The organism is Opitutus sp. sgz309028 (genome assembly GCF_059821195.1).
In genome coordinates, this window is record NZ_JCAMRR010000001.1 from 356,671 (window position 1) to 369,568 (window position 12,898).

Here is a 12,898-nt window from a genome sequence, read left to right on the forward strand (position 1 = left end):
TCCTTTCGCCGTCACCGAAAACCACGACCGCCATCCGCCATGAACTACACCCGCCTCTACGCCGACGCCGCCGGGATTTCCCATTTCGAAGCCGTCGCCGTGCCCCTCGAAAGCTCCGGCGAAATCGGCCGGATCTCGCCGCCCCAGCCCGGCCGCGGCGTGATCTTCCGCGAAACCGAGCCGACCTACGACTACGACTGGCACCAGCCGCCGCAGCCGCAGTGGATCGTGCTTCTCGATGGTGAGATCTCCATCGAAACGGGCGATGGCGAGACCCGCACGTTTCGCGGCGGCGACGTGCTGCTCGTCGAAGACACCCACGGCCGCGGCCACCGCACGAAGCAACTCAGCCCCGGCCCCCGCCGCTCGCTGTTCATCCCTCTTTCCTGACTCCTTTCACTTTATGAAAACACCCATCACCGGTCTCCACCACCTCACCGCCATCGCGACCGATGCGCAGGCGAACATCGATTTCTACGCCGGGCTGCTCGGACTGCGGCTCGTGAAGAAGACCGTCAACTTCGACGATCCGTCCGCCTACCATCTCTACTATGGCGACGAAGCCGGCACGCCCGGATCGATCGTCACATTCTTCTACTGGCCCGGCGCGTCGCGCGGCCGCATCGGTTCCGGACAAGTCACCGCCATCTCGCTGTCCGCACCGTCCGCGTCGCTCGGATTCTGGCGCGACCGCCTGACGCGGCACGACGTCGCCGTCGAAGCCCGCACGCGTTTCGGCGAAGACGTGCTTACGTTCGCCGATCCCGACGGTATTCCCATCGAGATCGTCGCCGTGGAAAACGATTCGCGGCGCGGCTGGAGCGGCGCCGGCGTTTCCACCGAACATGCGCTGCGCGGGATGCACACCGCGGAGCTCACGGTCCGCGAAGCCGCGCCCACCGAGGAACTGCTCACCGGCCTCATGGGCTACCGGCTCGTGCGTCGTGACGGAGAACGCGCGCGGTTCGAAGCCGGTCCGGGCGGCTCCGGACGCTATGTCGACGTCATCGCCGACGTCCGCGCGCCACGCGGCACGGGCGGCGCCGGCACGATTCACCACATCGCGTATCGTGTCGCGACCGACGTAGCCGAATTGGAAATGCAGGACGCGTTGACCCAAGCCGGCTATCACGTCTCCGACGTGCGCGATCGGGATTACTTCCACTCGATCTACTATCGCGAGCGTGGCGGCATTCTCTTTGAAATCGCCACGGACGTCCCAGGCTTCGCGGTCGACGAGCCGGCCGAATCCCTCGGCACCGCGTTGAAGCTTCCCCGCCAATTCCAGCCCGCACGACGGCAGATCGAAGCCCTGCTGCCGCCGTTGGTCGGCGCCCGGCAATACGCCTGACGTCGATCTCCACGGAACCTACGCAGGGCGCACCGCACCATCGTGGCGCCCTGCTTCGCCCCCCACCGCAATCCTCAACCGAGCACGATCATGAGCGTTAAAGTTAAAGTCGTATTCTACAGCATGTATGGACACGTCCACCGCATGGCTGAAGCCGTCGCCGCCGGCGCCCGCGAAGTCCCCGGCGCCGAGGTGGAACTTCTGCAGGTCACGGAAACGTTGCCGTCGGAAGTCCTCGCCAAGATGGGCGCCGCCGACGCGAAGAAGCCGTTCGCGCACATCCCGATCGCCGACCCGAAAAAACTCGCCGAAGCCGACGTGCTGTTCTTCGGCACCGGCACACGTTTCGGCAGCGCCACCGCGCAGATGCAGGCGCTGTTCGACGCCACCGGTTCGCTCTGGAACAAAGGCGCGCTGGTCGGAAAAGTCGGCAGCCTCTTCACCTCATCGGCCAGCCAGCACGGCGGCCAGGAGACAACGCTGCTCAGCATGATGACGTTTCTCCTGCACCAGGGCATGGTGATCGTCGGTGTGCCTTATGCCGAGCAGCGGCTGCTGCACATGGGCGAAATCACCGGTGGCACGCCCTACGGCGCGACCACGATCACGGGCGGCGGAGGCGAACGGATGCCGAGCGAAAACGAACTCGCGATCGCCACGTATCAGGGTCGCCACGCCACGCAGATCGGCGCGCAGCTCGCGCGCAAATAACTTCCTGTCTCATTCGTCGCGCGTGCGGGCGCGTGTCGACGCCTCCGCACGACGCGAGAGCGCGTCGACCAACGCGCGCACCGGCGTCGTCATCGGGCCGCGCTGCCACGCGACGAGCAAATGCCACCGCGCCGTCCGTTCGTCGAGCGGCCGGTAGGTGACGCCCGGCGCGCGCAGCCTTCCCGTCAGCGCGGGCACGAACGTGACGGCGTTTTCCGCCACGAGCAGCGAGAGGGCGTGCGTGAGGCTGTCGGCGTTCTCCACGAACTTCGGCCGAAACCGTGCCCGCCGGCAGAGCTGCACCACCCAGCGGTTGTAGCCGGGAATATCCTCCTCCTTCGCGCCGACGAACACCTCGCGGCGCAGGTCCGCGAGCGCGATCGACTCGTGCCTGGCCAGCGCGTGCTCCTCCGGCAACGCGACGGCGACCGGCAGCGAGGCGATGCGCTTCACGTAAAACTCGCGCGCGAGCGACGCGTCGGCGTTGCCCACGATGCCGATGTCGAGCTCGCCGCGCCGCAGCGCCGCGATCTGTTCGCCCGGCGACATGTCGATGAGCTTCACCTTCACCTCGGGATGATGCGCGCGCACGTCCTTAAGCGCCGGATTCAAATACTCCGCCGCCGCCGACAGCAGGTAACCGATCCGCAGCGAACCGCTCTGTCCGCGCGCCCGTTTCCGCGCCTCGGCCACCGCGGCCTCGAACTTCTCGAGCAGCGGCGTGAGCCGGTTGAACAGGGTCTGACCCGCCGCCGTGAGCGCGACGCCGCTGTGGCTGCGTTCGAACAGCCGGCCGCCGATCTCCTGCTCGAGCGCCTGCACCTGGCGCGTGAGCGTCGATTGCGAAACGCGGAAGCGCTCGGCCGTTTTGCTGAGGCTGCCGGACTCGGCGATCACCACGAAGGAGTTGAGGTAATCGAGATTCACGCGGAGCGCACCGAGTGCAGCGCAACTTCGGGCCGGACGCAAGGCCGGTCATGCGTTTCGCGCATGGCTGGGACGCGGGCCGCGCAGTAGGCGGGAGGACTTTGGTGGGTTATCCTCTCGGCATCGTCACAACCCTCATCACTACGAAAGGATTTATGGACATCGGTTATCTGATCATTCGCCTCGTCATTGGCACCACGCTCGCCGTCCACGGCGCGCAGAAACTCTTCGGCCTGTTCGGCGGCTACGGTCTCGCCGGCACGGGCGGATACTTCGAGTCGATCGGGTTCCGGCCCGGCAAGCCGCTCGCGTTCATCGCCGGCCTCGGCGAAACCCTCGGCGGACTCCTGCTGGCCGTCGGCCTGTTCACGCCGTTCGCCTCGGCCGTGCTGTTGAGCACGATGGTAGTCGCGATCGCCGTCCACGCCGACAAGGGTTTCTTCGCACAGTCCGGCGGCTACGAGTATCCGCTCATTCTCGCCACGGCGGTTGCCGCGATCGCGTTCACCGGCTCGGGCGCGCTGTCGCTCGATGCGCTGCTCGGCAACGCGTTCGCCGGCGCGACCTGGGGTGTGACCGCCCTCGCCCTCGGAGCGCTCGGCGCGATTCCGCCGCTCGCGCTCCGCGCGACGAACCGCGCCCGCGCCGCTGCGACCGCGTAACGGCACGGGTTTCAAATCCATCACACGTTCATGTGACACGCCTCCGGCTCGCTGCCGGGGGCGTTTTTGTTTTCCCGCGCGATGTCGCGTCAGTTGGCGAACCTTCGCGTCGTCTCGACGAGCTTCTGCGCGAGCGTTTGCACCGACGCCTGTGAGCGCGGGTCGAGCAGCGAGCCGTCGGGTGCGAAAGCCTTGTGCGCCTGCGGGAGGATGGTGTTGCCCGGCACAATATGCGCGCCGAGATGCAGGAGGAGCTGTTGCGCCATTTTCAAAGAGCGCGCGCCGCCGAGCGCGCCGGGCGATGCCGACACGACCGCGGCGACCTTGCCTTCGAAGGGATTGTCGTCGCCGCGCGTGCACCAATCGATCGTGTTCTTCAGCAGCGGCGTGATCATCGAATTGTATTCCGGCGAGGCGATCAGCAGCGCGGGATGTTGCACGATCAATTCGATCAGCCGCGTCGCCGGCGCCGGCAGTCCCTCCGCGTCTTCCAGATCGCCGTGATAAAGCGGCAGCGGATAATCGTTGAGATCGACCAGCGTCACCTCGCCCCCGGCCGCGCGGACCGCGTCGACGGTGACCGCGAGCAGTTTCCGATTGAGCGACTCGCGACGCGCGCTGCCGGAGAAAGCCAGGATACGGGGAGTGGAGTTCATGGCCGGGAACTTACGTCGGCCCGGCGCCGCCGCAAGGGACGCGAGTGCGTGAAAAAACTAGCCGGCGGCGCGCCGGCCGCGTTAGTTACCGACGATGAAAAACGCCAAAAGCTCGCAGGTGTTGCCCCCGAAACAGCGCGACGCGTTGCTCGAAACGCTGAAGACGCGCTTCGAGGAGAACCCGGCGCGTCATGCCGGCGTCGACTGGGCAACCGTCGAGACACGGCTGAACGCGCACCCGGAAAAGCTGTGGTCGCTGAGCGAGATGGAGCGCACCGGCGGCGAGCCGGACGTGATCAGTCGGGAGAAAAAGACGGGCGAAATCGTCTTCGCCGATTGCTCGCCGGAGAGTCCCAAAGGCCGCGTGAGCGTGTGCTACGATCGCGAGGCGCTGGAGTCGCGAAAGGAGTTCAAGCCGAAGACGAGCGCGATCGAGATGGCCGCCGCGATGGGCACCGAGCTGCTGACCGAAGAGGAGTATCTTGCCCTGCAGCAGCTGGGTTCGTTCGACCTGAAATCGTCGAGCTGGGTGAAAACGCCGGCGGAGATACGAAAGCTCGGCGGCGCGCTGTTCGGCGACCGTCGCTTCGGCCGCGTTTTCATCTATCACAACGGCGCCCAATCCTACTACAGCGCCCGCGGCTTCCGCAGTTTGCTGCGAGTTTGAAATCGAGCGGAGTGCGACCGTTCCCAACCGGCTACCGCGACGCTGTTGTCCGCGGTGGCGTCGTTCGGGATCTCAGTTCGCCTCCGGATTGATCGGACGGCGTCGGCGAGACCCGGCGCGATCTGCTCAACGATCGCGTCCGGCGGTCTTGGCTGACTTCGCGATTCCCGCCCGGGTCAACGGCTTCACCGGCGGAAGAATGTCGCGAAAAGCCGCGCCATAAATTTCCCAGACGGTCAGGAATAATCCGAACACCAGCGGGCCCGCGATGAATCCGATCGGGCCGAACAGAAAGAGGCCGCCCAGCGTCCCCACCAGAATGAGCAGATCGGGCATCCGGGCATCCTTGCCGACGAGCATCGGGCGCAGGAGGTTGTCGATCGTGCCGACCACGGCGGCGCACCACAGGGCGACCAGCGTCGCGGTCAAGACATGGTCCGTCGCGTAGAGGTAGATCACGGCGGGGATCCAGACCAGCGCCGAGCCGACGCCCGGGATGACCGAGAGGATCACCATGATCGTTCCCCAGAAGGCAGCGCCCTCGATGCCGGCCATCCAGAGTGCCAGGCCCGCCAGCGTCCCTTGAACGATGCCGATGATCACCGTCCCCTTGATGGTCGCCCGCGTCACAGAGCTGAAGCGCTCGATCATCTGCAGCTCGTCCTCGTGACGCAGAGGAATATAGTAGATCACTTTTTCAAGGATCGCTCTGCCGTCGCGCAGAAAGAAAAACATCGCGTAGAGCATCACGAACGCGTTGAGCAAAAACGACGCCGTGCCGGCCGTGATCTTGGAGGCTGCCGCCACCAGGAACCCTCCCGCCGATTTCGCGGCCTGACCGAGATGTCCGACGATCGCTTCCTGGCTCGGGACGTAGGGCGCCAGGATGGGAAACCGCTCCACCAGCCAGTCGTGAACATCGAACCGGCTCGATGAGCCGAAGTGCTCCTGCGCCCAAGGCAGCGCCTTTTCGCTCACCTCGACGGCCTGGCTGATCACCACGCCGGTGAATGCGCCGAGAGGACCGACGGCGAGCACAACGAGAATCAACAGAGTCGTGAACGAAGCCAGCGACGTCCGGCCTCGAAAACAACGGGTGAGCCAGCGATAGAGCGGATGGCACAAGCCGGCGAGCATCGCGCCCAGGAGCAACGGCCGCAGAAAGGGCCACGCGATCGCCAGAGCAAGCAGGGAAATCGCCGCGACCAGCAGCAGCACGAACGCATGGCGAAAGTTCCGACCTCTGATTTGGGAATCGTTCATGAGCCTTGGTCAGCGATAAGAAGGCGCCGCCCGCTTTTTGTGGACTGAAATCACCAGCAATATCGCGATCGCCATGGGCTGGTTGATGGAGCCAGGTCGGCCGATCCGAAGATGAATGCGCGCCGCGGAGACCATGCGACCGTCACTTGCGGGCCCAGCGTTCGCGCAGAAAATGCGCCGCCATCTTGGGCCGGCGGTCGCGGGTGAACAGGCCCTTGTAGTTAATTCCGCCCGCGCGACTGGTGCCCTGCCCCGTCTTGAAATCCGCGAAGTTCCACACGTGCATCCCCGCAACAAAGGGACGCTCGTCTGCCACGTCCAGATAGCGCCGCAGATACTCGACCTGATACTCCTCCGTCCACATTTCCGGCGGCGTGTTGTGCGCTCCCGGCAGAGTGTCCGTGCCGAATTCGGCGAGCACGATCGGTTTTCCGAAGGCGCGGTGCAGCGCGTCGAGCTCGCGCGCCAGTTCCACCGCTCCTGCTTCGAGGCGCCCGCCAAGAACATACCAGCCGTAGTAGCGGTTGATGCAGACGACATCGAAGATGCCGTGCCAGTCCGCCGGGCCGCCTTGCACGCCCACCAACGTAATGGGACGGGTGGCGTCGAGCCGACGCGTCTCCTCGAACATCTCGCGGAAGAACGTCATTCCCGCTTCGACGGCAGCGGCGACCGGAGGGCCTTTCCCAAGCAACGGACCTCCCATCGGCTCGTTCGCAACGCTCCACATGATCGTGCTCGGGTGATTCTTGTCCCGCGCGACGAGCTCGCGGATCTGCTGCTTGCACTGGACGAGTCGCGCAGCGGTCGCCTCGGATGGATCCTCAAAATTCAAACCGACCGCCGGAATCTCATTGATCACCAGAAACCCGAGACGGTCGGCGAGCATCATCGCTTCCTCCGCGTAGGGATAATGTGAGGTGCGAAAGGAATTGGCCCCAACCCACTTCAACAGCTCGTAATTGCGGACCCACACGGGCACGTCCAATCCACGGCCATGCACGGGAAAATCTTCGTGCATCCCGAAGCCGGTAAGTTTGACCGGCCTTCCATTGAGCAGCAGCTGGTCGCCGCGGACTGCGATGGTGCGAATGCCCACCTCAAGCGTGTAGGAATCGGTGACCGTCGGACCTTCCGTCAGCTCGACGGTCAATGGATACAAAAACGGATCGGCGGGACTCCACCGCCGCGCGGACGGCACCCGCACGATCGCCTCGGCCGAGCCGTCGCGAAAACTCAAGTCCGCCTCGCTCCCGCCCAATCGGACCTTCCCATTCCCCGCGTAGTCGCCCGCCACCGCGGCGGCGACCTTTACCACCCCCTCGTCGCCCTCGATCTCGGTAATGACGGTGATGTCGTCGATGTGCGCGGCCGGCGGGACGGAATAAAGCAGCACCGGACGCTGCAGCCCCGCGTAGGGAAAAAAATCATACGTCGTCAGCGGGAATCCGCCCAACACGCCTGCCACCCCGCCGCCGCCGGGTCCCGGGCCCGGCGGGACGCGGTCCACGAGCTGCTTGTTTTCCACCGAGACGGCGATGACGTTCTTCCGCTCCCACCCCAGCTGGCCGCCGATTTCGGCGACAAATGGCAGATGTCCGCCCAGATGCTCGGCAACCTTACGTCCGTTGACCCACACCTTCGCAGCGTAGTTCGCCGACCCGATGCGCAGGAACACACGCTGCCCGCGCCAGGCAACCGGAACGTGGATTTCGTGCAGATACCACGCGAGGCCGAGGTAATCGCGTGCGTCGTCGAAGAGGTCGTTCCAACTGCACGGCACCGCAATCTGGCGCGGAGCGGGCAACGCCCTGAACCATCCCTGGCGTTCGCCTTCCTCATTCGGATCGAGCTGAAACTGCCAGAGTCCCGATGCATCCAGCACATTCCGGATCAGGTTCTGCTGCGGGTAAAGCAACCCTCCGCGTCCGGGCGGCATGGCTGGTCGCGGCGTGGGAGCGAGGGGAGACGGAGCCTGGCCTTGCGCGAGCGCGGGGCTGCGCGCGAGCGACGCCGCTCCGGCCGCGGCCGCGAGTGACACGAAGCTTCGCCGGCTCATTCCGCGCCATTCCCCCGCATGGGCGTCGTCGGGCTGCATGTTTTGAACTCGGCCGCGTTGGCGTGTGTGTTTCTCGGCGCTTGCCTTCCGGCGAAGTCACCGCTGCGCGCGGATCCTACGCAGGGAAGGCGCAACTCGCAAGTAACGCACGGCGTTCGATCGCCGAGGGTAGAACCGGGGCCTGCCACCGCCTGCTTCGCAGGCGTAAGCAACAGCGGCCCTCAATCCTTGGCACCGCTCCTGCAATTTGGCTGCCCGGCATGGATTCGAACCATGACTAGGCGAGTCAAAGTCGCCTGTGCTACCATTACACCACCAGGCAGTGGAGTGAGGAAGGGTTACGCTGCGCCGCGACGTTCGAGGGTCAAGGACGGAAACAATCCCGCCCCTTCCCTCCGCGTCACAGATTCGCGCCGTGGCTGCGAATCAGGTCGCGATACCAGAAGGCCGAGTCCTTCAACGTCCGCTTCTGCGTCTGGTAATCGACATGCACCAGGCCGAAACGGTCCTTGTAACCTTCGGCCCATTCGAAGTTGTCCATGATCGACCAGTAGAAATAACCCTCGACCGGCACGCCTTCTCCCATCGCGCGCTCCACCGCGCGCAGATAGCGACGCATGAAATCGATCCGTTGCGGGTCGTGCACCTGACCGTCGAGATGGACGAAGTCCGTGTTGCAGTAGCCGTTCTCGGAAAAAACGATCGGCAGCTGGTAACGCTCGGTCTGAAAACGTGCCGCCCAGTAAATCGCGTCCGGCGCCACCTCGAGCCACGGCAGTGTGCCGCGCGCGTTGCCGATCCCCCAGCCTTCCGGCACCTTCTCGGTCGCGCCGCGACCATTGTCGCGCACGCGCCAGCCCGAGTAGCAGTTGTAGGCGAGGAAATCGATTTTCTGCGCGATCAACTTCATGTCGCCCGCACCGATCTTCGGCATGTCGGCCGCGAAGGTCTTCACCGCTTCCTCGGGATAATGGCCAAACGCGATCGGATCCGCCCACCACGCCAGATCCCACATGCCGCGTCCCGTGCAGCCGAAATACTCGCGGCGCGCCGCCTCGATGTCAGCGGGTTTGTCGGTCGCCGGAATGCGTTCGCGGCTCGTCTGCGCGATCGAGATCTTCACCTTGCCGCGGCAACCCGCGCGCAGCGCCTGCACCGCGCGACCGTGCGCCATTAGCAGGTGATGCCCGCCGAGCAGGCAGTCCGCGAACGGCAGCTTCAACCCCGGCGCGAAAATACCCTCCTGCAATCCGAGCCCGATCGAGCACGGCGGCTCGTTGAAGGTCATCCAGTGCTTCACGCGATCGCCCAGCCGGTCGGCCACGATGGTGGCGTAGTCGCCGAACCACTCGACGAAGTCGCGATTGAGAAACCCGCCGCGCTGCTGCAACGCGTGCGGCAGGTCCCAGTGAAACAGCGTCACCCAAGGCGTGATCCCCGCCTTCAGCAGCGCGTCGATCAAGCGGTCGTAGAACGCAAGGCCCTTGGCGTTGACCTTGCCCGTGCCCAAAGCCTGGATACGCGGCCACGAGAGCGAGAGCCGGTAGGCCTGCAGGCCGATCTCCTGCATCAGACCAACGTCCTCGCGCCAGCGCCGGTAATGGTCGCACGCGACGTTGCCGTTGTGATTCCCGAAAACCTTGCCGGGCTGCTGGGAAAACACGTCCCAGATGGACGGACCTTTGCCGTCCTCGTTCCAGGCACCTTCGATTTGGAAGGACGCGGCCGCCGCGCCCCACGTGAACTGTTTCGGGAATGACATGAGGGAAATTGCGTGCGAGCGCGCGGGCTTACTTCAACCCGAGGAAACGGGCCACCCAGCCGTTGAAGGCCTCGCCCTGCTCCTGATTGTAGCTGTGCGCCAGCTCCAGCGTGAGACCGGCGGTCTTCGGCGCCGCGATGACGTTGTAGGCCGCATACACGGAGGTCGGCGGACACACGTCGTCGTTGTAACCCCACGTGTAATAACCCGGCACCTTCACGCGGCGCGCAAAATTCACCGTGTCGTAATAGCGCCACGTCCGCAGCTTCGCCTCCGTCGCGCGCTCCTTCGCAGCGCCGCCCGTCGACCAGTCGTAAAACGGATGCGGCCAGCCGCCCGCACGGCCGTGCAGCGGCGCGACGACGTCGCAGCCCGCCGGATGAATCGCCGCGAGACCGGTCACGCGCGGATCGAGCGCGGCCGTGACGATCGACAACATGCCGCCCTGGCTGCCGCCCATGACGACGAGGTCCTTGCCGTTCCACATCTCGCGCGACGCGAGAAAATCGTTGGCGCGCACGCAGCTGAGGTAAACGCGGTGGTAATAAAACGTCTCCCGGTTGTCGGAATTGAAATCCTGATACCCTTGCAGCGCGCCCGCCGCCAGCATGTCGTAAACGTTCTGCGGCATGTTCACCGGAATCCCGTGGATCCCGATTTCCAGCGTGATCGCGCCGCGCGCCGCGAGGTCCTTGTCGCCGTTGTAGGGACGCACCCCCGCGCCCGGCACGCGCAGCACCGCGGGATATTTGCCGGGCGCCTTCGGCTCGCACAGGATGCCGAACACGCGCGCGCTGAGCTTCGCCCAGCTAAGCCCACCGATCGTGCGGAAGCTCACGTGGTAGACGTTCACCTTGTCGTTCGATGCCTCGGGCAGAAACGTCAGCTGCGGCTCGAGCGGCGCTTTCGCCAGCTCGGCGAGTTCGTTTTTCCAGAACGCATCGAAGTCGTCGGGCTCCGTCTGATACGGCTGAATCCTCTCAGGCGCGAACGCCGCTGTCGCTGCGCCGCGATAACTGCGGCCGGCGACTTCCGTCGTCACGATGCAGCGCAGGAAGCCCGGTTCCGACATCGTGCCGCCGTCGATCACCAAACCGTCGAGCGGCACGGTCGCCGTTTTCTTTTCGCCCGGCTTCATGTCGGGCGCGACGGCGTAGGTGACGGTCACGTTGTCGATCGGCTCGTTATCGGCGACGACCTGCACCTTGAACTTCACCGGTTCGCCGGGCTGGTAGGTCCAGTCGCGATGATCGGGCGCGACGCGCACCTGGACGGCGGCGACGCGAAACGTGGCCTGCGGCGGCACGGGCGTGATCGGCGTGTCGGCGGCAACCGCGACGGAGCCGGCGAGGCACGCCAGCGCGAGGAGCAGAATGGATGAGCGCATGGGGTTGAAATGGTGACGGGGTGAGGTTGAACGGAAACGAAAGCGCAGGCCGCCGGCGTTATTTCGCCGGCGTGAGACGCGCGAGCAGCACGTCATGCGCCGCCAGACGCACGGTCGTCGCTTTGGTGGTGTCGCCCAGCGCTTTTTTGGCCCAGACGTCGCGAACGCTAAATTTGCCCTGGATCGTCCACAGCCGGTTCCACTCGACGGTGATGTCCGCGGGCGCGTCGCTGGTGTTGAGCGCGCAGACCGCCCACTCGCCGTTGCTCAGCTCCTTGACCCAAACCTCGATCGTCGCCGCAGGTTCGGCCAGAGCGCGGAAACCCTGTTTGCCAGCCGCATCCTGGTTGATCGCGATGGCTTCGCGGTCCGTGAGGATGTCACGAATTTCTGGAGACATGTGGCGCACGTCGTTGCCGGCCATGAGCGGCGCGGCGAGCAAGCACCAGAAGCTGAAATGCGCGCGCGACTCGGCGAGCGTCAGGCCGTCGTTGCCCACTTCGAGCATGTCGGGATCGTTCCAATGTCCCGGGCCGGCGTATTTGCCGAGGCCGTCGGGGCCGTTGCCGGTCACGAGATCGTTTTGCGCGTTGAGCAGCAGCTTCCAGCCGGACTCCCAGCCTTTGCGGCCGTCGTAGGAATCGTAGATGTCGCCGGTCGTGCGCCAGAGATGGCCGATCGGCTCGGCCCATTCCCAGGGTTTGTTCTGGCCCCACTCGCAGAGGCTGAAGACCACCGGGCGGCCGGCGGTGCGCAACGCCACGCTCATGCGCTTGTAGGCATCGCGCGCGTCGGCGGTGCCGTGGTCGCACCAGTCGTATTTCAGGTAGTCGACGCCCCACGACGCGAACGTGCGCGCATCCTGAAACTCATGGCCCCAGCTGCCCGGATAACCGCCGCACGTCGTTATGCCCGCGCAGCTGTAGATGCCGAACTTAAAACCGCGCTCGTGCAGGAAGTCGCCGAGCGCCTTCATCCCGCTGGGGAACTTTTCCGGATCGGCGACCAGGTTGCCGTTTTCGTCGCGCTCCTTCTTCGACCACGTGTCGTCGATCACGATGTAAACGTAACCGGCGTCGCGCATGCCGTTCGCGATCATCGCCTCGGCCGTCTCGCGCACGACCTTTTCGTTGATGTGCTGAGCGAAGGTGTTCCAGCTGTTCCAGCCCATAGGCGGAGTGAGGGCGATGCCCTCCCATTTCTGGGCGAACACGGGGACAGCGAAGCAAACAAGCAGACAGAGCAGTTTTTTCATCGGGGTGATCGGGTTTCGAAGTGTCGCAACCAAGGCACTACGGAATCGCCATCTTCGCAGCTGGACGCGCCGACGTCTAGGAATGCGAACCCAACACATTTGAGAACGTTTGCCGCAGGCGGCCGGACCTTGGCGACGCGCGCCTGTCCGCCAACAAAAACGCCCTCGGCGAACCGAGGGCGTTGCAAATTGATGAGA

General features: G+C 65.0%; 12 protein-coding genes and 1 tRNA gene. 5 read left to right on the plus strand and 8 right to left on the minus strand.

All coding sequences use genetic code 11. The features are described from left to right. Positions 1–39: 39 nt before the first annotated feature. The 3 genes from AC6RV7_RS01430 (at position 40) to wrbA (ending at position 2,062) form a co-directional block, all read left to right on the plus strand. Positions 40–390 carry a cupin domain-containing protein gene (locus AC6RV7_RS01430; protein WP_500092112.1) on the plus strand — a complete coding sequence of 117 codons (351 nt, stop codon included), beginning with the start codon at positions 40–42 and terminating at the stop codon, positions 388–390. A 13-nt stretch (positions 391–403) separates the two neighbouring features. Further along, complete coding sequence (locus tag AC6RV7_RS01435) at positions 404–1,351, plus strand: ring-cleaving dioxygenase (protein ID WP_500092113.1); 948 nt, start codon at positions 404–406, stop codon at positions 1,349–1,351. 90 nt (positions 1,352–1,441) lie between these two features. Then, positions 1,442–2,062 carry an NAD(P)H:quinone oxidoreductase gene (gene wrbA / locus AC6RV7_RS01440; protein ID WP_500092114.1) on the plus strand — a complete coding sequence of 207 codons (621 nt, stop codon included), beginning with the start codon at positions 1,442–1,444 and terminating at the stop codon, positions 2,060–2,062. Positions 2,063–2,071: 9 nt separating this feature from the next. On the opposite strand, the gene AC6RV7_RS01445 is transcribed toward wrbA, so the two are convergent. Next, positions 2,072–2,989 carry a LysR substrate-binding domain-containing protein gene (locus AC6RV7_RS01445; protein ID WP_500092115.1) on the minus strand — a complete coding sequence of 306 codons (918 nt, stop codon included), beginning with the start codon at positions 2,987–2,989 and terminating at the stop codon, positions 2,072–2,074. Positions 2,990–3,039: 50 nt separating this feature from the next. Here AC6RV7_RS01445 and AC6RV7_RS01450 point away from each other — a divergent pair, with 50 nt between their 5' ends. Then, entirely contained in the window at positions 3,040–3,651 is a 612-nt protein-coding gene (locus tag AC6RV7_RS01450) for a DoxX family protein (protein WP_500092116.1), read from the plus strand. A gap of 89 nt (positions 3,652–3,740) precedes the next feature. On the opposite strand, the gene AC6RV7_RS01455 is transcribed toward AC6RV7_RS01450, so the two are convergent. Continuing rightward, positions 3,741–4,307, minus strand: a complete 567-nt coding sequence (locus AC6RV7_RS01455; protein WP_500092117.1) for an NADPH-dependent FMN reductase — start codon at positions 4,305–4,307, stop codon at positions 3,741–3,743. 94 nt (positions 4,308–4,401) lie between these two features. Here AC6RV7_RS01455 and AC6RV7_RS01460 point away from each other — a divergent pair, with 94 nt between their 5' ends. Further along, a complete protein-coding gene (locus AC6RV7_RS01460) occupies positions 4,402–4,974 on the plus strand; it encodes a DUF4256 domain-containing protein (RefSeq protein WP_500092118.1) in 573 nt (190 codons plus the stop codon). A 126-nt stretch (positions 4,975–5,100) separates the two neighbouring features. Here the strand turns inward: AC6RV7_RS01460 and AC6RV7_RS01465 are convergent, their stop codons facing one another. The 6 genes from AC6RV7_RS01465 to AC6RV7_RS01490 all read right to left on the minus strand — a co-directional run bounded on the left by AC6RV7_RS01465 (position 5,101) and on the right by AC6RV7_RS01490 (position 12,700). After that, complete coding sequence (locus tag AC6RV7_RS01465) at positions 5,101–6,237, minus strand: AI-2E family transporter (protein ID WP_500092119.1); 1,137 nt, start codon at positions 6,235–6,237, stop codon at positions 5,101–5,103. A 142-nt stretch (positions 6,238–6,379) separates the two neighbouring features. Continuing rightward, a complete protein-coding gene (gene uidA, locus AC6RV7_RS01470) occupies positions 6,380–8,335 on the minus strand; it encodes a beta-glucuronidase (RefSeq protein WP_500092120.1) in 1,956 nt (651 codons plus the stop codon). 209 nt (positions 8,336–8,544) lie between these two features. Next, positions 8,545–8,618, minus strand: a tRNA-Gln gene (locus AC6RV7_RS01475). Positions 8,619–8,696: 78 nt separating this feature from the next. Then, positions 8,697–10,058, minus strand: coding sequence for a GH1 family beta-glucosidase (locus AC6RV7_RS01480; RefSeq protein WP_500092121.1), 1,362 nt, complete (start codon positions 10,056–10,058; stop codon positions 8,697–8,699). Between the two features lie 28 nt (positions 10,059–10,086). After that, positions 10,087–11,445 (minus strand): acetylxylan esterase, encoded by a 1,359-nt coding sequence (locus AC6RV7_RS01485; RefSeq protein WP_500092122.1) that lies wholly within the window; start codon positions 11,443–11,445, stop codon positions 10,087–10,089. 58 nt (positions 11,446–11,503) lie between these two features. Beyond that, positions 11,504–12,700 (minus strand): glycoside hydrolase family 27 protein, encoded by a 1,197-nt coding sequence (locus AC6RV7_RS01490; RefSeq protein ID WP_500092123.1) that lies wholly within the window; start codon positions 12,698–12,700, stop codon positions 11,504–11,506. Positions 12,701–12,898: the final 198 nt, after the last annotated feature.

Bases quoted from the DNA above. Each gene is read 5' to 3' on its own strand.
- AC6RV7_RS01430 (WP_500092112.1), top strand. From the start codon at position 40: ATGAACTACACCCGCCTCTACGCCGACGCCGCCGGGATTTCCCATTTC.
- AC6RV7_RS01435 (WP_500092113.1), top strand. From the start codon at position 404: ATGAAAACACCCATCACCGGTCTCCACCACCTCACCGCCATCGCGACC.
- wrbA (WP_500092114.1), top strand. From the start codon at position 1,442: ATGAGCGTTAAAGTTAAAGTCGTATTCTACAGCATGTATGGACACGTC.
- AC6RV7_RS01450 (WP_500092116.1), top strand. From the start codon at position 3,040: ATGCGTTTCGCGCATGGCTGGGACGCGGGCCGCGCAGTAGGCGGGAGG.
- AC6RV7_RS01455 (WP_500092117.1), bottom strand. From the start codon at position 4,307: ATGAACTCCACTCCCCGTATCCTGGCTTTCTCCGGCAGCGCGCGTCGC.
- AC6RV7_RS01460 (WP_500092118.1), top strand. From the start codon at position 4,402: ATGAAAAACGCCAAAAGCTCGCAGGTGTTGCCCCCGAAACAGCGCGAC.
- AC6RV7_RS01465 (WP_500092119.1), bottom strand. From the start codon at position 6,237: ATGAACGATTCCCAAATCAGAGGTCGGAACTTTCGCCATGCGTTCGTG.
- uidA (WP_500092120.1), bottom strand. From the start codon at position 8,335: ATGCAGCCCGACGACGCCCATGCGGGGGAATGGCGCGGAATGAGCCGG.
- AC6RV7_RS01480 (WP_500092121.1), bottom strand. From the start codon at position 10,058: ATGTCATTCCCGAAACAGTTCACGTGGGGCGCGGCGGCCGCGTCCTTC.
- AC6RV7_RS01485 (WP_500092122.1), bottom strand. From the start codon at position 11,445: ATGCGCTCATCCATTCTGCTCCTCGCGCTGGCGTGCCTCGCCGGCTCC.
- AC6RV7_RS01490 (WP_500092123.1), bottom strand. From the start codon at position 12,700: ATGAAAAAACTGCTCTGTCTGCTTGTTTGCTTCGCTGTCCCCGTGTTC.